This is a genomic window from Stenotrophomonas sp. B2, assembly GCF_014947095.1.
Lineage (GTDB): Bacteria > Pseudomonadota > Gammaproteobacteria > Xanthomonadales > Xanthomonadaceae > Stenotrophomonas > Stenotrophomonas maltophilia_P.
This window is the reverse complement of the sequence record NZ_JADCQA010000010.1, coordinates 157,964-178,603: the sequence shown is the minus strand read 5'-3', so window position 1 is coordinate 178,603 and position 20,640 is coordinate 157,964. Positions and strand designations below refer to the sequence as shown.

17 protein-coding genes and 1 tRNA gene are annotated in these 20,640 nt (G+C 67.8%); 3 read left to right on the top strand and 15 right to left on the bottom strand.

Annotation, left to right across the window (positions count from 1 at the left end; all coding sequences use genetic code 11):
* Positions 1–354: 354 nt before the first annotated feature.
* The 7 genes from pepQ to rph all read right to left on the bottom strand — a co-directional run bounded on the left by pepQ (position 355) and on the right by rph (position 7,611).
* Positions 355–1,686 carry a Xaa-Pro dipeptidase gene (gene pepQ / locus IMX13_RS13585; protein ID WP_065181689.1) on the bottom strand — a complete coding sequence of 444 codons (1,332 nt, stop codon included), beginning with the start codon at positions 1,684–1,686 and terminating at the stop codon, positions 355–357.
* Between the two features lie 75 nt (positions 1,687–1,761).
* The gene (locus tag IMX13_RS13580) at positions 1,762–2,136 is read right to left on the bottom strand and encodes a PilZ domain-containing protein (protein ID WP_065175725.1); all 375 of its coding nucleotides are present in this window, start codon (positions 2,134–2,136) and stop codon (positions 1,762–1,764) included.
* Positions 2,133–4,403, bottom strand: a complete 2,271-nt coding sequence (locus IMX13_RS13575) for a DUF1631 family protein (protein ID WP_193396535.1) — start codon at positions 4,401–4,403, stop codon at positions 2,133–2,135. The genes IMX13_RS13580 and IMX13_RS13575 overlap by 4 nt, the downstream gene beginning before the upstream one ends.
* 220 nt (positions 4,404–4,623) lie before the next feature.
* Positions 4,624–5,850, bottom strand: a complete 1,227-nt coding sequence (gene hemW / locus IMX13_RS13570) for a radical SAM family heme chaperone HemW (protein ID WP_227255435.1) — start codon at positions 5,848–5,850, stop codon at positions 4,624–4,626.
* A gap of 56 nt (positions 5,851–5,906) precedes the next feature.
* Entirely contained in the window at positions 5,907–6,503 is a 597-nt protein-coding gene (gene rdgB, locus IMX13_RS13565; protein WP_053519467.1) for an RdgB/HAM1 family non-canonical purine NTP pyrophosphatase, read from the bottom strand.
* Complete coding sequence (locus IMX13_RS13560; protein ID WP_053519466.1) at positions 6,500–6,889, bottom strand: VOC family protein; 390 nt, start codon at positions 6,887–6,889, stop codon at positions 6,500–6,502. Before IMX13_RS13560 ends, rdgB begins: the two co-directional genes overlap by 4 nt.
* Positions 6,886–7,611, bottom strand: a complete 726-nt coding sequence (gene rph / locus IMX13_RS13555; protein ID WP_193396534.1) for a ribonuclease PH — start codon at positions 7,609–7,611, stop codon at positions 6,886–6,888. Before rph ends, IMX13_RS13560 begins: the two co-directional genes overlap by 4 nt.
* 123 nt (positions 7,612–7,734) lie before the next feature.
* Here rph and IMX13_RS13550 point away from each other — a divergent pair, with 123 nt between their 5' ends.
* Positions 7,735–8,595 carry a YicC/YloC family endoribonuclease gene (locus IMX13_RS13550; protein WP_053519464.1) on the top strand — a complete coding sequence of 287 codons (861 nt, stop codon included), beginning with the start codon at positions 7,735–7,737 and terminating at the stop codon, positions 8,593–8,595.
* Positions 8,596–8,628: 33 nt separating this feature from the next.
* Here IMX13_RS13550 and selD read toward each other — a convergent pair whose 3' ends face one another.
* From selD to fdnG, 8 genes are all read right to left on the bottom strand, one after another.
* Positions 8,629–9,708 carry a selenide, water dikinase SelD gene (gene selD, locus IMX13_RS13545; RefSeq protein WP_111186784.1) on the bottom strand — a complete coding sequence of 360 codons (1,080 nt, stop codon included), beginning with the start codon at positions 9,706–9,708 and terminating at the stop codon, positions 8,629–8,631.
* Between the two features lie 26 nt (positions 9,709–9,734).
* Positions 9,735–9,830: transfer RNA gene (locus tag IMX13_RS13540), tRNA-Sec, on the bottom strand.
* A 24-nt stretch (positions 9,831–9,854) separates the two neighbouring features.
* On the bottom strand, positions 9,855–11,786 hold the full coding sequence (gene selB, locus IMX13_RS13535; protein ID WP_193396533.1) for a selenocysteine-specific translation elongation factor: 1,932 nt from the start codon (positions 11,784–11,786) through the stop codon (positions 9,855–9,857).
* Positions 11,783–13,198: an L-seryl-tRNA(Sec) selenium transferase gene (selA, locus tag IMX13_RS13530; RefSeq protein WP_319637193.1), complete on the bottom strand. Its 1,416-nt coding sequence runs from the start codon at positions 13,196–13,198 to the stop codon at positions 11,783–11,785. The genes selB and selA overlap by 4 nt, the downstream gene beginning before the upstream one ends.
* Positions 13,199–13,211: 13 nt before the next feature.
* The gene (gene fdhE, locus IMX13_RS13525) at positions 13,212–14,195 is read right to left on the bottom strand and encodes a formate dehydrogenase accessory protein FdhE (RefSeq protein WP_193396531.1); all 984 of its coding nucleotides are present in this window, start codon (positions 14,193–14,195) and stop codon (positions 13,212–13,214) included.
* Positions 14,196–14,469: 274 nt separating this feature from the next.
* Positions 14,470–15,117 (bottom strand): formate dehydrogenase subunit gamma, encoded by a 648-nt coding sequence (locus IMX13_RS13520; protein WP_193396530.1) that lies wholly within the window; start codon positions 15,115–15,117, stop codon positions 14,470–14,472.
* Positions 15,114–16,031, bottom strand: coding sequence for a formate dehydrogenase subunit beta (gene fdxH / locus IMX13_RS13515; protein ID WP_065181684.1), 918 nt, complete (start codon positions 16,029–16,031; stop codon positions 15,114–15,116). The genes IMX13_RS13520 and fdxH overlap by 4 nt, the downstream gene beginning before the upstream one ends.
* Before the next feature lie 10 nt (positions 16,032–16,041).
* Positions 16,042–19,110 carry a formate dehydrogenase-N subunit alpha gene (gene fdnG / locus IMX13_RS13510; RefSeq protein ID WP_146256248.1) on the bottom strand — a complete coding sequence of 1,023 codons (3,069 nt, stop codon included), beginning with the start codon at positions 19,108–19,110 and terminating at the stop codon, positions 16,042–16,044.
* A 351-nt stretch (positions 19,111–19,461) separates the two neighbouring features.
* Between fdnG and gmk the strand changes: the two genes are divergently transcribed.
* Positions 19,462–20,127 carry a guanylate kinase gene (gene gmk / locus IMX13_RS13505; RefSeq protein WP_053519456.1) on the top strand — a complete coding sequence of 222 codons (666 nt, stop codon included), beginning with the start codon at positions 19,462–19,464 and terminating at the stop codon, positions 20,125–20,127.
* Positions 20,128–20,237: 110 nt separating this feature from the next.
* On the top strand, positions 20,238–20,537 hold the full coding sequence (gene rpoZ / locus IMX13_RS13500; RefSeq protein ID WP_005410877.1) for a DNA-directed RNA polymerase subunit omega: 300 nt from the start codon (positions 20,238–20,240) through the stop codon (positions 20,535–20,537).
* Positions 20,538–20,640: the final 103 nt, after the last annotated feature.

Genomic DNA, 20,640 nt, shown 5'->3' with positions numbered 1-20,640 from the left:
GGCAGGACACGCCGTAAACCCATCCATGGGGGCTCGATGGCGCCATCCATGGCGCCAACGGTCCTGCCCAGCCACACCGCCCCACCCCTGACAGATTCCTGCGGCTGTTGGTAGGTGTCGACCTGGGTCGACACAGAGCGAGCGCAGCGAGCGACCCGCTTCTGCTTTTCTTTTTTCTTTTCCGTGGTTGGACGCGGCAGGAAACTGTCAAGGGTGGGGCGGGTGGGCCATGCAGGGGCGTTGGCGCCATGGATGGCGCCATCGAGCTTACAGGGACGTACTTGCAGCGTCCCCTGCATGGCCCACCCGCCCCGCCAAGCGCGGCTTTTGATTCAGCATCCAACCACGAGGGGCTCAGCCGTTGGCTGCCGCAAACTCCGGTCGCGTCAGGTTGTCCGCTTCGCCATCGGTGCACAGCACTTCGTCCTCGATGCGGATGCCGCCATACGGACGGAAGAAGTCCACGCGCTCCCAGTTGATCGCATCGCCATGGCCGGCGTCCTTGACCTCGTTCAACAGCATGTCGATGAAGTACAGGCCCGGCTCGATGGTCACCACCATCCCCGGTTCCAGCACGCGGGTCAGACGCAGGTAGGGATGACCCGCCGGACGTTCGATCCGGCCGCCTTCGTCGCTGGCGGCGAATCCGGCCACGTCATGCACCTGCAGGCCGATCAGATGGCCGATGCCGTGCGGGAAGAATGCGGCGCTGACGCCGGTTTCCAGCGCGGTCTGCGGCGATACCCTGATGACGCCGAAGTCCTTCAGAACGCCCATCAGCGACAGATGCGCGTCCACGTGCAGCGTCCTGTAATCAACGCCCGGGCGCACCGCCGCGCACATCTGCTGCTGGGCGGCATCGACGGCAGCGATCATCGCAGCGAATTCGTCGTGGCCGTGCGCCGCGTAGGTACGGGTGATGTCGCTGGCGTAGCCGTGCGCGCTGGCGCCGGCATCGATGAGGAAGCTGCGCAGCGGCTGCGGTGCCTTGCGGCCCAGTTCGGTGTAGTGCAGAACGGCGGCGTGTTCGTTCAACGCCACGATGTTGCCGTAGGGCAGTTCATTGGCGTCCTGGCCCACCGCCTGGCAGTACGCCATGTGGATGCTGAATTCGTCGGCACCGTTGCGGAACGCGGCTTCGGCGGCGCGATGGCCGCGCACGCCCAGCACCTGTGCCTGGCGCATCAGGGCGATTTCGTAGGGCGTCTTGCTGCCACGGTGCCATTCCAGGTAATTCACCACCGCCGGAGGATTGTTCGGCACGTGGCTGCCCAGTGCGCTCTGCGGCTCACCCAGGATCGCGCAGCGCGACGGATCGGCCGGCAGCAACGCCAGCGCTTCATCCGGCGTGCGGATGATGTGGATGTCGAAGTGCTCCACCCACCAGCCGCTCGGCGCGTCCGGCACTACGTGCCAGTAATCGAACGGCTGATGGAAGATCACCACCGGCCGCTTGCCGGGCGTAAACACGATCCAGCTGTTGGGCACGCGCGTCAGCGGCAACCATGCCTTGAACTGCGGATTCACCGCATAGGGATAGTCGCGATCATCAAACACCTGGTAGTGCAGGGTGCCGCTGGGCACCACGAGGTGATCAAAGCCGCCGCGCGCCAGCGCCTGCTCGGCGCGTCGGCACAGCACGGCCAGGTGATCGGGATACAGGGCGCCGGGGTCTTGCTGGATCATTGCGGTGGCTCGACACGGAAAACGGCCCTAGATTCTGCCGCATACCGGCAGAAACCGCTGTGCCGGAACCGGCAGTCAGTCCGTCGAAAGCGGTCCTTCGTCGCTGTCTTCGCCTACCCACTGCCGCAGCAGCTGGCGGTGTTCGCGTGACAGGGTGAGGAACCGGAAGCCCACCCAGCTCTGTCCCGGGGCGTGCGCCGGCTCGCTCCACAACAGGTGCACGCCCACGTCGATGGCTGCCTGCTGGCCATCGCCCAGCGGCAGCGGGAAGCGGAACTGATACAGCGCGTCGTCGCGCAGCGCAGTGCTGGCCAGCATCAGCATGCCGGTTTCGGACACATTGCCAAGGCGACCGACCACGCAGTCGCGCATCTGGTCGGTCACCGGCACCAGGTCCGACACCTGGCGTCGGGGGGCGCGGCGGGTGTCCTGCGGCGGCGTCATGCTCATGCGGGGGTGTCCTGCGGGTTGCGGCCGGCAAGCGCACGCAGGGCGCCCAGGCTGGCCTTCCAGGCGCGGTCGACCAGCCGGCCCTTGTCTTCGGTGACCAGATGCGCACGTCCAGCGCTGATCTGCCGCGCCAGACTGTCGAGGTCGGTTTCGGCAATCTTCTGCCCGCGCGGATTGACGAACAGCACATGGCCGGTCAGCAGGCTGTACCAGGACAGGCGCTGGCGGCGAAGCGTGCCGTCGCCGTTGTCGATGTCGAACCAGCTGCCGAAGGGCAGGGAGCACAGCTGCTCGTAGGCGGCCTCCTCCGCACTGCTGCGTGGCGCGGCAGGGGCGGACGCACTGCGGCTGTCGGTGTGCTCGCCCAGCCGGGCGCGGGCCTTCAGCCGCGCGCTGAGTTCGGTACGCGACGTGCTGTCGTCCTCGCCCCCGGGCGTGGCCAGGCGACGGGCCACCGCTGAGGCTTCCTCGGCGTGATAGCCCACCTGCAGCAGCGCGGCCTCCACATCGGCGGCCAAGGCGCCATCGGTGCCATCGACGCCGTTGGCGGCGGTTGCAGTAACGGCCGCGATGCGCTCGGTCTGCTGCAACCGCTCCTGCCACTGGGGCGAGTCCTCGCCATGGCGCAGCCGGGTCAGGGTCAGCGCGTCGGACCAGGCCTGGCGCAGCAGGGTCTGGACGAAGCGCGGCGGCTGCTGCGTGCTGCAGCACTGCTCGATCTGGGCGCTGGCCTGGCGCCGCGCGAGTTCCAGGCGCTCCCTGCCGCGCGCGGCTTCGACGTGGCGGCGTTCGGCCAGTTCGGCGCGATGGGCGGCCGCGCGCTGGTGCTGCTGCACCTCTTCGTTGGCAGCAGCGAAGGCTTCCGGCGTGCGTGCATCCTCGCCGAGCAGGCTCTGCACGCTCTGTGCCATGCGCTGCAGAAACTGCGGATCGACATCGTCGTCCCCCAGCCAGCGGGCACCGGCTTCGGCGATATGGTTGAGCAGCTCGCGCGCAGGATGCTCGTCGCGTACGAAGAAGCCCGGATCGGCCATCGCTGCACGTGCCAACGGTACCTGCAGGCGCGCCAGCAGGGCGGCGGGCACCGGGTCCGGGCGCTGCTGCTGCTGGATCTGCTGCATCAACAGGCGCAGCAGGTCCAGGTTGTCGCGATCATGGCTGCCGATCTGCGCATGCGGGCCATGTTCGCTGCGCAGCTGCGCGACCACGGCGGCCTGCAGGTCGACCACACCGGTAGCGGCGCTGGCCTGGCTTTGCAGCCTTGCCAATACCGCATCGACGGCAGCAGTCGGTACCGCAGGCGCGTCTGCCGCCGGCGTGGCGCGTGCGCGCTGCAGCAGGTCGTGCAGCAGGGTGCCGGTGGCGGTGGTCAGCCCGGGGGCTGCTGCAGCGGATGCGGAACCGGACTGGAAGGCATCCTGCATCAGGGTCGACCAGGAGCCGGCAGGCAGGTTCTCGCCCCAGCCGGTCATGGGGGCCGCCGCGCGCCTGGCTGGCTGCGTGGCACGGCCGCCGGCGACGGACTGGGTGATGATCCGTCGCGTACTCGACGAGCGGGCCAGATACGGGGTGTAGACCAGGCCCGGCAGCACGCCCTGCTGGGCGAGCAGGGCATTGGCCCGATCAAGCAGGTCGCCCAGGCGTTCCAGCACCTGGCGCTCGAAACTGCGATACAGCGCCAGCTGCACCTCTGCCCCGAGGCCATCCTGTTCGGCGACCCTGCGCACCATCGCGCACAGCGCCTGCGGTGCCAGCGGAAGGGTATCGGCTTCGAACGCAGGCGCCGCAGCCAGCACGCCCAGGCGCTGGCCGAGCAGGTTCAGGGCGTTGGCCGAGCGCTGCGTCTCGCGCCGGACCATTTCGGTGAGCAGCAGTTCGCGGTCGACCTCGTGCTCGTCGACCAGCGACAGGCCGATCGTGCCCGGCAGTGCGGGCGGTGGTGCTGCTGCCGTGAAGGCGGTCGGTTCGCGCAGCCGCGCCAGTGCCTCGGCCACCGCATCGAGCATGCGCTCGCTGAAGTGGCCGGCGAAGGCATGCAGTTGGCTACGCTGCGCCATCAGTTCAGCCTGCTGCTGCGGACTGCGCGCGCGGTCGGCATCGTGCAACAGGAGTTGTTCCAGCGCTTCGACGGTCAGGATCAGCGGCGCGGTCAGTGCCTGCCGGCACAGGCCGGTCAACGCCCCCAGCAGTTCACGTACCCGCGGTGGCAGGTCGGTGCTGGCCAGGCGGGCAGCGTCGGTGGCGGAGAGGGAGAAGACAGCTGACATCGGCGTGCGGTACCCGGATTCCCGCGGAGCGATCCTGTGAATTTCCCGGGTCGGCCGAGGCCGGCGCTACTGTAGGGTGAATGCACACGCTGCACGCCGGGCATGGCCCGGCGCTACCGCATGCTGGCCGCTGGGTAGCGCCGGGCCATGCCCGGCGGATGCGACGGCATGCTGGCGTGTAGGTAGCGCCGGGCCATGCCCGGCGGATGCGACGGGGCGCTCATTCGTCCAGGAACAGGCTCACCACATCATTGGTGAAACGGCGGCCCAGTTCGGTCGGGCGGACCTGGCCATCGGCCGTCTCCAGCCAGCCGCGCTGCACGGCCTCGGCCAGCGGTGCGTCGAGCACGCTGCGCGGCAGGCCGGTGCGCGATTCAAAATCACGCAGGCTGAAGCCCTCGTGCAGGCGCAGCAGGTTGAGCATGTACTCGAACGGAAGCCGCGCGGGCGTGATCACGTCATCGCCACCGAACGACGCCGGGGTGCCAGCGCTGTCCAGGTAGGCCTGCGGATGCTTGAGCTTCCAGCGCCGCAGCACGTGCTCTTCGGCGCCGGAACTGATCTTGCCGTGTGCACCGGCGCCGATGCCCAGGTAATCGCCGAAGCGCCAGTAGTTCAGATTGTGCGCGCTCTGCCGGCCGGGGCGCGCGTAGGCGCTGACCTCGTACTGGCCGAAGCCGGCCTGCGCCAGCAGCGCCTGGCAGTGTTCCTGCATGTCCCAGGCGTTGTCTTCATCGGGAATGCCCTGCGGCGGGCGCGCGAAGAACACCGTGTTCGGTTCCAGGGTCAGCTGGTAGTGCGAGATGTGCGCCGGCTGCAGTGCAAAGGCGCGCTCGAGGTCCGATTCGGCACCGGCCAGCGTCTGCTCGGGCAGTGCGTACATCAGGTCGATGTTGAAATTGTCGTACCCCGCATCCTGGGCCATCTTCACCGCACGCTCGGCTTCGCCACTGTCGTGGATGCGGCCCAGCCGCTTCAGCGCGTCGTCGTCGAAGCTCTGGATGCCGAAGCTCAGGCGGTTCACGCCAGCCGCGCGGTAGCGGTCGAAGCGGCCATGCTCGGCGGTGCCGGGATTGGTTTCCAGCGTGATCTCGGCGTTCGGCGCGAAGCGCAGGCGGGCGCTGGCCTGCTGCAGGAAGCGATCGATCGCCTCCGGCGGGAACAGGCTGGGCGTGCCACCGCCGAAGAACACGCTGTGCACCACCCGGCCCCAGACCAGCGGCAGGTCCTGGTCCAGGTCGCGCAGCAGTGCATCGATGTAGGCCTCGAACGGCAGCTCGCCCTTGGCCTGGTGCGAGTTGAAATCGCAGTACGGGCATTTGCGCACGCACCACGGCAGGTGCACGTACAACGACAGCGGCGGTGGCACCAGTCGCGATGGGCTGTCGTGGTCAGCGGAGCAGGCTTCGCCGGGCAGGTGGTTGCAGTGGTCGTGGGCGTGCGGCATGGGCTTCATCGGTAGTGCCGGCCGTTGGCCGGCTTCCCTGGTTCGATCGGATGGCTTCAGTACAGCGTCGCCAGCTGCTGCTTGAGCTGCTGCAGGGCAATGGCACGGTGGCTGATGGCGTTCTTCAGGGCCGGCTCCATTTCCGCAGCGGTCAGGCCGTGGGTGGTGTCCAGGAATACCGGGTTGTAGCCAAAACCGTTCGTGCCACGCAGTTCGCGGATGATCTGGCCTTCCCAGCGGCCCTCGCAGATCAGCGGCTGCGGGTCGGTGGCGTGGCGCAGGAGCACGATCACCGCATAGAAGCGGGCGCTGCGCTGGCCATCGGGGATGTCGGCCATCGCGTCCAGCAGCTTGGCGTTGTTGGCGGCGGCATTGGTCGGGTGGCCGGCATAGCGCGCGCTGTACAGGCCGGGTGCGCCGCCGAGCGCATCGACGATCAGCCCCGAATCATCCGCCAGCGCCGGCAGGCCGGTCGCTTCGCAGGCCGCGCGCGCCTTCAGCAGCGCGTTCTCGACGAAGGTCAGGCCGGTCTCGTCGACGTCGCCCAGGCCCAGTTCGGCGGCCGACGTGATCTGCAGCGGCAGGTCGGCAAGGATCTCCTGCATCTCCACCAGCTTGCCGGCGTTGTGGCTGGCCAGTACCAGTTTCTTCATTGACGGGGCTCCAGCAGGTCCCAGGTGTTGCCATACAGATCGCGGAAGACCGCGACCGTTGCATAGGGTTCTTCGCGCGGCGATTCCAGGAACTCCACCCCGGCGGCCAGCATCGCCGCATGGTCGCGGTGGAAGTCGTCGGTGTTGAGGAAGAACGCAACGCGCCCACCGGTCTGGTTGCCGATGCGGCTGCGCTGTTCCTCGTTGCTGGCGCGCGCCAGCAGCAGGGCGGCGGCGCTGCCGTCGGTCGGTCCGACCACGACCCATCGCTTGTGGCCCTGGTCGATGTCCTCCAGCAGTGCGAAGCCGAGCTTGCCGGTATACCAGGCGATGGCCTCGTCATAGTCGGCCACCACCAGGGTGGTCAGGGCAAGGCGCCGGTTCATGCCGACAGCGCCGCCTGCTGTGCGGCCAGCAGTTCGTTCACGCCCTTTTCGGCCAGTCCCAGCAGCGCGTCCAGTTCATCGCGGCGGAAGGCATGGCCTTCGGCAGTGCCCTGCAGCTCGATGAAGCCACCGCCATCGTTCATCACCACGTTCATGTCGGTGTCGCAGTCGCTGTCTTCGGCATAGTCCAGGTCCAGCACCGGAGTGCCGCGGTAAACGCCCACCGACACCGCTGCCACCGCACCCAGGATCGGGTTGCGCTTGATCTCGCCGCGCTTGATGAGCACGTTCACGGCGTCGACCAGGGCCACGTAGGCGCCGGTGATGGCCGCGGTGCGGGTGCCGCCGTCGGCCTGCAGCACGTCGCAGTCCAGGGTGATGGTGCGTTCGCCGAGGGCATTGCGGTCCACGCAGGCGCGCAGGCTGCGGCCGATCAGGCGCTGGATCTCCAGCGTGCGGCCGCCCTGCTTGCCACGCGCCGCTTCACGGTCGCTGCGGGTGTGGGTGGCGCGCGGCAGCATGCCGTACTCGGCGGTCACCCAGCCTTCGCCCTTGCCGCGCAGGAAGCCCGGAACCCGGTTCTCGACGCTGGCCGTGCACAGCACGCGGGTTTCACCGAAGCACACCAGTACCGAGCCTTCGGCGTGGCGGGTGAAGCCGCGTTGGATGAAGACCGGGCGGAGCTGGTCGGGCTGGCGGCCACTGGGGCGGGAATCGGACATGATGCGGGTTCCGTAAGGGCGGGGAGTACGCCGCCATGCCCGCGACCTTCACGGGGCGGGCAGGGGGGCTCTGGTGAGGGCGCTAGGGTACCATTCCCCCTTTGCACGCACCGGACACATTCCATGATTCGAAGCATGACCGCCTACGCGGGTGGCGAGCGGGTCACCCCGTGGGGCACGCTGGGCTGCGAGCTGCGCTCGGTCAACCACCGCTTCCTGGAGGTCGGCACCCGCCTGCCTGAAGAGCTGCGGGCATTGGAGCCGCAGCTGCGCGAGCGCATCGCCGCGCGCCTGAGCCGCGGCAAGCTGGATCTGGTGCTGCGACTGCGTGCGCCGGACGCGGCGGGGAATCTGCAGGTCGATGAGGCCCTGCTGGGCCAGCTCGGGCATCTGGCCCACCGCCTGACGTCGGATTTTCCCAACCTGCAGGTGAGCTTCACCGATCTGCTGCAGCTGCCGGGCGTGACCCGGGGCGAGGCCACCGATGCGGCGGCCCTGCAGGTCGAGGCGCTGGCCTTGCTGGATCAGGTGCTGGACGGATTCGTCGAAGCCCGCGAGCGCGAGGGCGGCAAGCTCGCCGCGGCCATTGCCGAGCGCGTGGATGGCATCGAGCGCATCGCGGGTGACGTCCGCACGCTGATTCCCGCCATCCGTGATGGCCAGCGTGCCAAGCTGGCTGCGCGCCTGGCCGATCTGCCGCATCCGGTCGATCCCGGCCGCGCCGAGCAGGAGCTGGTGCTGTGGCTGCAGAAGCTGGATGTGGATGAGGAGCTGGACCGCCTGTCGAGCCACATCGTCGAGATCCGCCGCGTGCTCACGCAGCGCGAGCCGGTCGGCCGCCGCCTGGACTTCCTGCTGCAGGAGTTCAATCGTGAAGCCAACACGCTGGGCTCGAAGTCGGTGGACAGCCGCACGTCCAATGCCGCGGTCGAGCTGAAGGTGCTGATCGACCAGATCCGCGAGCAGGTGCAGAACATCGAGTGATGCTGCGGGGCGCCTTCGGGCGCCCTCATCGTTTCAGCGCACGCTGACGCCGGCAGGCCCCGCCAGCAGGTGGCCGATCACCGCGGCCTGGGCAAACCCGGCGCCGGCAAAAACGGCATTCACCGCATCCACGGCGTCCGCTGCGCAGGATACGAGCAGGCCGCCGCTGGTCTGCGGGTCGGTCAGCAGTGGCTGCCAGTGGGCGGCCACGCCTTCGGCGAAATGCACCTGGCCGCCATACGAGGCCCAGTTGCGGTTGGATGCGCCGGTAACGCAGCCACGTTGCAGCAGGTCCAGGGTCTGCGGCAGCAGAGGCACCTGTGTGCTGTCCACCTCGGCGGCGACCCCGCTGGCACGACACACCTCCAGCAGATGGCCGAGCAGGCCGAAGCCGGTGACGTCGGTCATGGCATGCACGCCGTCCAGCGCGGCAAGGGGCAGGCCCACGCTGTTCAGGCGGGTGGTCGACTCGACCATCTGCCGGTAGCCCTCGGCATTCAGCACTTCTTTCTTCAGCGCCGACGAATACACGCCCACGCCCAATGGCTTGCCCAGCACCAGCACATCGCCGGCGCGGGCATCGGCATTGCGCTTGAGCCGCTGCGGATCCAGCACGCCGATCGCGGCCAGGCCATAGATCGGCTCCACCGAGTCGATGCTGTGGCCCCCGGCCACCACGATGCCGGCGTCGGCACAGGCACGTTCGCCGCCCTGCAGGATGCCGCGGATCGTGTCCTGTGGCAGCGTATTGATGGGCATGCCGACGATGGCCAGTGCGAACAGCGGCCGCGCGCCCATCGCATACAGGTCCGACAGCGCATTGGTGGCGGCGATGCGGCCGAAGTCGAACGGGTCATCGACGATCGGCATGAAAAAGTCGGTGGTGGCGACGATCGCCTGGCGATCATCAAGCCGGTAGACCGCGGCATCGTCACTGGTCTCGCGGCCGACCAGCAGTTCGGCCGGCGCAGGGAACGCCGGGGTGCCCCGCAGCAGTTCGGCCAGCACGCCGGGTGCGATCTTGCAGCCACAACCGCCGCCGTGGGCCAGCGAAGTCAATCGCTGCGGAGCCTCGGCCGACGGGGGGAGTGGGGACTGCACATGCGAGGCCATGCCGGCATCTCCTGCAGGAACACGAATGGCGGAAGGCAGCAGGAGTCGAACCTACCAGGGAGCGATCGACGCCCCCTGCTGGGTTTGAAGCCCAGCCGCATGCCCGGATGCGCATGCCTTCCGAAGGTACGGCGGTACCGGTGCAGTCAACCGTGGGCGGTGTTCCATTGCAGGTCGCCGCGCGGCCGATGCTGGTCACCGACGCGTCGAGTGTAGCCAACGCGATTGAAGAACTCCAAGATCTGGATGCTGCGCTTGCGGCCCAGGCCGATGGCATCGCGGAATGCTGCAGCATCCACCATGCCGGTTGCCTGTGACAGCCGGGCGACCGTTGCCGCCAGCGCGTCGATGCGGGCCGGTGCGTAGAACAGGTCCGGCACCACCTGGAACAGCTCGCCGCGCGCTGCGGCGCGACGCAGGACCGCACGCATCTCCTCCTCGGCGAAGCCGAGATCGGCCGCAAGCGTGCGCACCCAGGGCGGATCGAAACCACCGGCATCCAGACGCGGGAGCACGCGTTCGAGAAGCGCGCGCTCGCGTTCCGGCGGCGCATGGTCGTGGCCTGGCAGCCGCCACCACGCGCCCACGCGCTGCAACGCGCCATCGTCGAACAGGTCCTGCAGCAGCGCGTTCCAGAGACTGGTCGAGAGCGCGGGCAGGGTGCTGCGCTGCAGGCGCCCGCTGTCGACACCGGGCTCGTCCGGCCGTCGCTCGTGCCAGTCATGCAGCGAGCGGATCACCTGTTCGCGCAGCGCCTGCCAGTGCGAGGCGAGGATGATCACCGTGTCCTCGCGGGTGGCGATGCGCCGGGCATCTGCAGGGAGATCGATCTGTGCGGCCTCACGCCGGCAGTAGCGTTGCAGGGCGGCCAGCGCGATGCCGGCCGGTGCCTGCTGCAGCAGCGGCCCGACGCCGGCGCCGGCCGCGAGCTGTTCAAGGGCTGCCAACCACGCCCGGCGTGCCGGGCTGCGCCGACGTCGTTGCGGTGGATCGGGATCGAGCACGGTGCCGCCGCCCAGCGTATGCGCTGCAGCCGAATCGCGGGCGATGAAGCGGTCGCCGCACATCGCGCAGACCGGGGCATCGAACACCAGCTGCACCAGCTGGCCGTTGCCACTGTCTTCATCCTCCAGCAGCACCACATGGGCCTGCCGGTGCATCGTGCCCCAGTGGATGTGCAGCGGTGTCCAGTCGCGCAGGGGCCGCACCTGTGCCGCAAGGCGAAGGCGTACGTCGACCCGGGTGGTGGCCTGCAGCGCGCGCGGATCGGCGATCCAGTCGCCGCGGGTGATGCCGTCGCGGGCGATGGCGGCCAGGTTCAGGGCACAGCGCTGTCCCGCGGCAGCCTGTCCACTGGCCTGGTTCTGCGCATGGATGCTACGGATACGCACGTCGATGGCGGCCGGCATCAACTGCAGATGCGCGCCGACCGCGGCCACGCCGCCCTGTACCGCACCGGTGACCAGTGTGCCGTGACCGGCCAGCGAGAACACGCGATCCACCGGCATGCGGAACAGCTCGCTGCGGCGCTGGGTCGTCCCGCGGCTGTCGTTGCCGGCGGCCCAGGCATGCAGGTGGGCGCGCAGCGCATGGATGCCGGCATCCGCGCTGTCGGTGCTGTTGCAGGCGAATACCGCAGACCCCTGCAGCGGTGTGCCGGCCAGCAGGGCAACGATCTCCGCTTCGGCTTCGGCAATGCGCGCCGCATCCACACGGTCGATCTTGGTCAATGCCACTGCAGCGCGGTCCACACCCAGCAGCTGCAGGATCGACAGATGCTCACGGGTCTGCGGCATCACGCCGTCATCGGCGGCGATCACCAGCAGCGCCACATCGATGCCGGTGGCACCGGCCACCATCGTGTGCACGAAGCGCTCGTGACCCGGCACATCGACGAAGCCCAGCATCGCCGGAGGCCCCTCTGCGCGTGCGGCCTCCACCGGCACATAGGCATACCCCAGTTCTATGGAGATGCCGCGCGCGCGCTCTTCCTGCAGGCGATCGGTTTCGATGCCGGTCAGTGCCCGCACCAGGCTGGTCTTGCCATGGTCGATATGCCCGGCGGTGCCGACGATCATGCCTGCAGCGCGCTCCACTGGGCGAGGAAAGCAGCCTCATCCCCGTACTCAAGCCCGCGCAGATCAAGCCACAGCGCATCCTCGGCAATGCGCCCGAGCACCGGCCGTGGCAGGCCGCGCAGGCGCTTGGCCAGACGGTCCAACCCGGCAGCTGCAGCGACGCGGATGCGCAGGCCGGCGCTGGCCAGTTGCGCCTGTGGCTGCGCGCCACTGCCGACCTGGCTGTACATCGGCACCGCTTCAACCGCGTAATGCGCGGCCAGCGCCTGCTGCACGGAAGGCAGCAGGCGCTGTGCCTGCGCATGGATGTCTCCCTGTTCGCGGGACAGCGTGCGCAGGGTCGGCAGCCGCTGCGGCAGCAGTTCCGGTTCGCGGTACAGCGCCAGTACCGCTTCCAGCGCGGCCAGGCCCATCTTGTCCATACGCAGGGCGCGCTTGAGCGGATTGCGGTTGATGCGTGCGATGAGGTCGGCGCGGCCGGCAATGATCCCGGCCTGCGGTCCACCGAGCAGCTTGTCGCCGCTGAACGAGACCAGGTCGGCGCCCGCCGCCAGCGCTTCCTGCACTGTAGGTTCGCGCGGCAGACCGTGGGCAGACAGGTCGCACAGGCTGCCACTGCCAAGGTCCACCGCCAGTGGCAGCCCGTGCCCGTGCGCGATCGATGCCATCCGTGCAGTGTCGACCTTGGCAGTGAAGCCGGTGATGGCGTAGTTGCTGGCGTGCACTTCCATCAGCAGCGCGGTGCGCGTGCCGATGGCGCTGTCGAAGTCGGCCGGATGGGTGCGGTTGGTGGTGCCCACTTCGCGCAGCCGCGCACCGGCGCTGCGCATTACATCGGGAATGCGGAAGGCGCCGCCGATTTCCACCAGTTCGCCCCGCGACACGACTACCTCGCGGCGATTGGCCAGGCTGTTGAGCAGCAACAGGACTGCTGCTGCGTTGTTGTTGACCACGGTCGCTGCTTCGGCGCCGGTCAGTTCGCAGACCAGTGCCCGCACGCGCGCATCGCGGTCGCCTCGACGGCCCAGGGCGATGTCGAATTCCAGATCCACCGGCGCAGTCATTGCGCGGGTCACTGCGCGTACCGCGGCGTCCGGCAACAGCGCGCGGCCGAGATTCGTATGCAGCACCGTGCCGGTGAGGTTGAATACCGGCTGCAGATCCAGGCGTGCATCGGCTGCCAGCGCCGACTGCAGGGCCGCGACCACGCCGGGTTCCGCGACGGCCCGCTGCAGCTGTTCCGGTGACAGCTGGCCGCAGCCGCTGCGCTCGCGCAACCCCTGCACGTGCTCGCGCAGCAGATGGGCGATGCGGCTGCGGCCGTGGTCCCTGATCAGCGTCGACAACGCTGGCAGGCGCAGCAGGCGGTCCAGCGAGGGCAGGGCGCTGGCCGGGGCGGTGGGGGCGTGCACGCGAGGCATCGGTTCAGTCGCCGTCGGACTGCCAGAGCAGCGGATTCTGGCTGGCGCGCATGTAGCCTTCCTCGCCCAGCAACAGATCCAGCGCCAGCGTGCCGAGGTCGTCGGCGACCGGCTCCAGCGCCGGATCCTTCTCCAGATACAGAATCTTGCGGTAGCTGTGGCAGTGATCGCAGGTCTCGGCGCGGATCGCGCCTTCACGCACCACCTCGCCTGCATCGCCGTCGACCTCGGCCAGCGCGCGATAGGCGATGTCCTTGCCGGCCGCGCCGCATTGGCTGCACTGCACGCGCACGTAGTGCCACTGGCAGGCGCACAGCGAGCACGACAGATAGCGGTAGGAGGCGTAGGGTGGGCGCGCCTGCACCACACTGGCCACCGGCAACGAGCCGCACAGCGGGCACAGCCCGGGTGCATCGGCAAGCGGTTTCAGGTCGGTGGGGCGGAAGCTGGCCGCGAGTACGGCCCAGTACACCTGCAGCGCGTTCATCACCAGCAGGGCAGCGACCGCGTCCAGCGACGGTGCGTCGTCGCGCTCCAGCACCGCATGCGCCTGTGCATCCAGCCAGGTGTCAGCGGCCGCGGCAACCCGTTGCAGTTCCTGTCGGGTCTCCACAGGCAGCCCGGCTTCATCGGCGCAGTGCCGGCACAGCGCGCGCAACCAGTCGCGCCATCGGCCATCGAGCTGAAGCGTGTTGGCGGGCCGCAATGGCATGCCGGCGCTGGCCGCCGCGCTCGACTGCTGCGCGCGGGCCTGCGCCTGCAGCGCCTCGCGTTGCTGCGGCGTCAGTTCGTCCAGCAGCGCCTGTTGCGCATCGGCCAGTGCCGCCAGCAGCTGCAGGTAGCCACCGATGGCACTGCGTCCGGCCAGGCTGCGCAACCGGTCCGCACGTCCGCCGAACAGCGAGGGTGTATCCGGCAGGATGATGCGCGGGACATCGCGCGAGGCCAGCGTCTCGATCTCACCGGGTTCAAGGATGCGTTGCACCATGCGGGGCCAGCCGGAAGAACCAGCCTCCATCCTCGCCGTTGTCGACGCTGGCGTCCAGCGTGTTGCCGGCCATCTGAAAGGTCGGGGTCAGATCCGTTTTCCTCTGGAAAACGGATCTGACCCCATTGGTTGTTGCCGTGTTCATCGTGTCGACCAAGGTCGACACCCACCAACAGCAGCGGGACCCGCCCCGCCATCCTTCAGGAAGCCCGCTTTTGACGTTGACGGTGACGTTGACGTTGATCCGGCGGGTGCAGGGCCGCAGGCCCTGCCGTTACCCCTCTCCGCGCCGCCCGCGCAGGATGTCCCTGAACCACTGCCGATGGTGCTTGTAGGCCCACCCATAGGTCACCTTGCCCTGGGTCATCGCGCGCACCGAACCCTTGATCCAGATCGCGGCATAGATGTGCACCACGATGGCGCACACCAGTACCCAGCCAAACAGTGCGTGCACCAGCACCGAAAAACGGATCACGCCGATCGGGAACAGATGGCTGAAATACTGCCGCCAGATCACGAAGCCGGTCAGCAGCAACGCCGAAAGGCAGCCGATGATCGCCCAGAACAGCAGTTTCTGGCCGGCGTTGAAGCGGCCGACCGGTGGAAGTGTCTCATCCTCGTTGCGCAGCACCTCGCGCATGCCGCGCAGCCATGCGCGGTCGTCGGCGGTAGGCAGGTTGTCACGCCACATGCGGAAGGCGAGCAGGGCGAAGCCCACCACCATGGCCAGGCCGACGAAGGGATGCAGGATGCGTGTCCACGGCCCGCCACCGAACAGCACCGTCAACGGGAACAGCGCAGGGTGGAACAGGGCCAGGCCGGACAGCGCGGTCAGCACGAAGCAGATCGCCACGATCCAGTGGTTGATGCGGGTCGGAGCACGGTAGCGCACGATCTGGCGGGGGTGCGGGGCGTACTTCATGGCCGCTGCTCCTCTTCGATCTTCTTTGCTTCGTGCTCGGCCTGCTCTTCCTCCTCATCGTTGACCGTGTTGCGGCCGATGCCGATGTAGTGCAGGAAGCCCACGAAGGCTGTCGCGGCGATTGCCAGCACGCCCAGCGGCTTGGCCACCCCCTTCCAGACCTCGACCATGGGGCTGATGCGCGGGTCCTTGGGCAGGTCGGCGTACAGCTCCGGCTTGTCCACGTGCTGCAGCACGTACATCACGTGGGTGCCACCGACGCCCTGCGGGTCGTACAACCCGGCATTCTCGTAGCCGCGTGACTTCAGGTCCTCGACGCGGCCGGCGGCATGCTCGGTCATCGCCTGCTTGCTGCCGAACGTGATCGCCCCGGTCGGGCAGGTCTTCACGCACGCCGGCTCCTGGCCCACGGCCACGCGGTCCGAGCACAGCGTGCACTTGTAGGCCTTGTGATCCTTCTTGGAGATCCGCGGCACGTCGAACGGGCAGCCGGTCACGCAGTAGCCGCAGCCGATGCAGTTCTCCTCCTGGAAATCGACGATGCCGTTGGCGTACTGGATGATCGCGCCCGGCGACGGGCAGGCTTTCAGGCAGCCCGGGTCGCTGCAGTGCATGCAGCCCTCCTTGCGGATCAGCCACTCCAGCTTGCCCTTCTCGTCCTCGTACTCGCGGAACTTCATGACCGTCCACGACTGGTCGCTCAGGTCCGGCGGGTTGTCATAGCTGCCGACGCAGCTGCCGACCTCGTCGCGCAGGTCGTTCCACTCCATGCAGGCGACCTGGCAGGCCTTGCAGCCGATGCACTTGCTCACGTCGATCAGTTTGGCGACCTGCCCGGTGTGGGCGCCGCGCGCCTGCGGCGAGGGCGTGGTGGTGGCCGAGCGGCGGATGATGTCCAGCGATTGCAGTGACATGGCGTGTCTCCTACACCTTCTCGACCTTGACCAGGATGCACTTCGATTCAGGCGTCTGCGAATTGCCGTCACCGATGGCGTTGGTCAGCGTATTGGCGATGTAACCGGGCTTGGCAGCACCCAGGAAGCCCCAGTGGATCGGCACGCCCACCTGGTGCACCGTCCTGCCATCGATCTGCAGTGCCTTGATGCGCTTGGTCACCATCGCTACGGCTTCGATGTGCCCACGCTTGGAGCTGACCCGCACGCGACTGCCGTTGCCGATGCCCAGCTCGTCGGCCAGGGCTGCGCCGATCTCTACGAACTGCTCCGGCTGGATGATGGCGTTGAGCTTGCCGTGCTTGGTCCAGAAGTGGAAATGCTCGGTCAGCCGGTAGGTGGTGGCCACATGCGGGAACTCGTCCGGCGAGCCGATCTGCGCGCGGTCGCTGTCGAACACGCGCGCGGCCGGATTGTTCAGCGTCAGCGCCTGGCCTGGGCTCAGCGGGTTGCTGCGCAACGGCGTGTCGAAGGGCTCGTAGTGTTCCGGGAACGGGCCTTCGGCCATGCCGGCCTTGGCGAAGAAGCGGGCAATGCCCTCGGGATTCATGATGAACGGGCCCATGCCGCCGGCCGGGTCTTCATCGGCCTTGAAGTCGGGCACGTCGATGTTGCCCCAGTTCCTGCCGTTCCAGGCGAGCAGGGTGCGTCGTGGATCGAACGGCTGCCCGGCGACGTCGCACGAGGCGCGGTTGTACATCACGCGGCGGTTGGCGGGCCACGCCCAGGCCCAGCCCAGCGTGTTGCCGATGCCGGTGGGGTCGCTGTTGTCGCGCCGTGCCATCATGTTGCCGGTCGGCCCCCACGCACCGATGTAGATCCAGCAGCCGGAAGACGTGCTGCCGTCGTCGCGCAGGTCGCCGAACGCGGCCAGCTGTTCGCCGGCCTTGCGCACCAGCCGGGTCGGGTCCTTCGGATCGAACACATCCACCAGGGCCTTGCCGTTGTACTCCATCGCCAGTTCTTCCGGCGTCGGCAGTTTCGGGTCGGCGTAATTCCAGGCGAGGTCGCGCACCGGCTCCCACCACGCGCCGCCGTCCTTCTCGTACAGCGCCTTGATGCGGTGGAACAGCTCGGACATGATCTCGATGTCGCTGCGCGCTTCGCCCGGTGCGTTGGCGCCCTTCCAGTGCCATTGCAGCCAGCGCGAGGAGTTCACCACCGCGCCGTTCTCCTCGGCGAACGAGGTGGTCGGCAGGCGGAACACTTCGGTCTGGATCGTGCTCGGGTCGACGTCGTTCAGTGCGCCATGGTTCTGCCAGAAGGCGATGGTTTCGGTTTCCAGCGGGTCCATGCTGACCATGAACTTCAGCTTGGAGAACGCGCTGATCAGCTTGCCCTTGTTCGGTGCCGAGGCCAGCGGGTTGAAGCCCTGGCAGATGTAGCCATGGATCCTGCCTTCGTTCATCAGCTCGTAGGCCTGCAGCATGTCGTAGGGCTTGTCGAGCTTGGGCAGGTGATCGAAGCACCAGTTGTTGTCGGCGGTGGCGGCATCGCCCCACCACGACTTCATCAGACTGACATGGAACTTCGGGTAGTTCTGCCAGAACGACATCTGGTTGGCGCGCAGCGGCTTCTGCGTGCGCTTGGCGATGTAGGCGTTGTAGTCCTGCTCGTCCTGCCTGGGCAGTGTCAGGTAGCCCGGCAGCAGGTCGGACATCAGGCCGATGTCGGTCAGGCCCTGGATGTTGGAATGCCCACGCAGGGCGTTCATGCCGCCACCGGCCACGCCGATGTTGCCCAGCAGCAGCTGCACCATCGTGCCGGCGCGCACGTTCTGCGCACCGACCGAGTGCTGCGTCCAGCCCAGCGCGTACAGGATGGTCATCGCCTTGTCCTTGCCGGCGGTGGACGCGATCATGTCCCAGATCTGGCGGATGCTGTCGGCGGGCGTACCGCAGATGCGTTCGACCATCTCCACGGTATAGCGTGCGTAGTGCTGCTTGAGCAGGTTGTAGACGCAGCGCGGGTCCTTCAGCGTCGGGTCGCTGCGTACGTAACCGTCGTCGCCATACAGGTAGTCCCAGCTGGAGCGGTCATAGCTGCGCTTCTGCGGGTCATAGCCCGAGTACAGGCCGTCGGTGAAGGCGAATTCGTCCTTCACCAGGAACGACATGTCGGTGTAGTTCAGCACGTACTCGTGCTGGATGCGGTCCTCGGCCAGCAGGTAGTTGATCAGGCCACCCAGGAACACGATGTCCGTGCCGGTGCGGATCGGCGCGTAGACATCGGCCACCGCGGCCGAGCGGTTGAAGCGTGGATCGATGACGATCAGGCGGGCCTTGTTGTGTGCCTTGGCCTCGGTCACCCATTTGAACCCGCACGGGTGTGCCTCGGCGGCATTGCCACCCATTATCAGGATCAGGTCGGCATTCTTGATGTCGACCCAGTGATTCGTCATCGCACCTCGGCCTAGCGTCGGGGCAAGACCTGCCACCGTCGGGCCGTGTCAGACACGTGCCTGGTTGTCGAATGCGAGCATTCCAAGCGAGCGGACGACCTTGTGGGTCAATACCGCGGTTTCATTGCTGGTGGCCGAGGCCGCCAGCATGCCGGTGGTCAGCCAGCGGTTGACCGTCTGCCCCGCCTCGTTCTTCTGCACGAAGTTGGCGTCGCGGTCTTCCTTCATCAGCCGCGCGATGCGGTCCAGAGCGTCGTCCCAGCTCAGGCGCTTCCACTCGTTCGTACCCGGTGCCCGGTATTCCGGGTAGAGCAGGCGCGATTTGCTGTGGATGATGTCGGCCAGGCCGGCGCCCTTCGGGCACAGCGTGCCGCGGTTGACCGGATGGTCCGGGTCGCCCTCGATGTGGAAGATGCTCGGCTCGGCGTTCTTGGCGCCATCGCCGAGGCTGTACATCAGGATCCCGCAGGCCACCGAACAGTACGTACAGGTGTTGCGGGTCTCGGTGGCGCGGGTCAGCTTGTACTGCCGCACCTCCGCGAGCGCGATGCCGGGCGCGAAGCCCATCAGGGCCAGGCTGGAGCCCACCAGGGTTGTCCCGGTGACCTTCAGGAACTGGCGGCGACTCATCGAGGGCATGCCGTTCTCCTTGGATGGCAGGGAGGCGTGCAGGCCTCCGGGCTGTCGGTGGGTACGGCCGTCGAAGGGGAGAACCGCCAGCATGCCGCGAGCGTCTTTCCGGGAACGACCGCAATGCGCCGGTTATAGCACAGCCCCCCGCATGCCCATGTGGCACAAGGCCGGCCGGGTGTGGCCGGGCGCGGGGAGGGGCCGCTCTGGTAAAGTTGCGTGCCCGCACCCCGGGGAGCAGTCTGCCGGGCCTGGTTCCAGGATGTTCCGCGCAGTCCCCGCCGTCCTGGCGCGATCCTCCGCGCCATGTCTGGAACATCGAGGAAAAATTTTGCGAAATCAACCAGTTGGGTTCCGTGCATGAGCGCCCCGTCCACCCCGTCGGCCACCATCGCGCGCGGCACGCTGTACATCGTTGCCGCCCCTTCAGGCGCCGGCAAGAGCAGCATCGTCAACGCGACGCTGGCCCGCGACCCGCAGATCGCCCTGTCGATCTCCTTCACTTCGCGGGCCATGCGACCGGGTGAAGTGAACGGTGAGCACTATCACTTCGTCACCGCAGAGAAGTTCGAGCAGATGATTGCTGCGGGCGACTTCTTCGAGCATGCATGGGTGCACGGAGACTGGAAGGGCACGGCGCGGCAGTCGGTGGAACCGCAGCTGGCGGCCGGCCAGGATGTGCTGCTGGAGATCGACTGGCAGGGCGCGCAGCAGGTCCGGCAGCTGGTACCGGGCACGGTCACCGTGTTCATCCTGCCGCCGTCCAAGCAGGCCCTGCAGGACCGCATGCGCAAGCGTGGGCAGGACAGCGAGGCGGTGATCGCCCAGCGCCTGGGCGCCGCCCGCGACGAGATGCTGCACTTCAATGAGTTCGACTACGTCATCGTCAACGAGGTGTTCGACACCGCCGTGGACGAGCTGTGCGCGATCTTCACCGCCAGCCGCCTGCGCCGCGAGGCCCAGAAGGTCCGCCACGCCGGGCTGATCCAGGCCCTGTTGACCCCTGATCCGGGCGCAACTGACTGATTCCAAAAGAATCGGGTGAGGGCTGGCTTGATTTTGTCCAGCCCCTGCCGGTACACTCCGTCCCCTTTCCCTCATTCGACTGAGCGGCCGACCGGTCGCCGGGAGCCCGTATGGCCCGCATCACCGTAGAAGATTGCCTGGAAGTCGTTAACAACCGTTTCGAGCTGGTCATGATGGCCTCCAAGCGTGCCCGCCAGCTCGCCAATGGCGTGCAGGCCACGCTGGACAACAGCGAGACCGAGGACAAGCCGACCGTGCTGGCGCTGCGCGAGATCGCTGCCCGCAAGATCGACAACGCGCTGATCGACGAAGTCGAGAAGGCCGAGCGTGAGCGCGCCGAGCGCGAAGCGCTGGAGTGGGCCGCCGCGGAAGTGGTCGCCGATGAAGACATGTCCAAGAACGACGATTGATCGCATCGATCAACGTCATCGCTGGACACGCCGAACAGCCCGCCCCGTGCGGGCTGTTTCGCATTCAGGATTTGCCGTAAACGTCGCGCTGGAATAGGCTTCG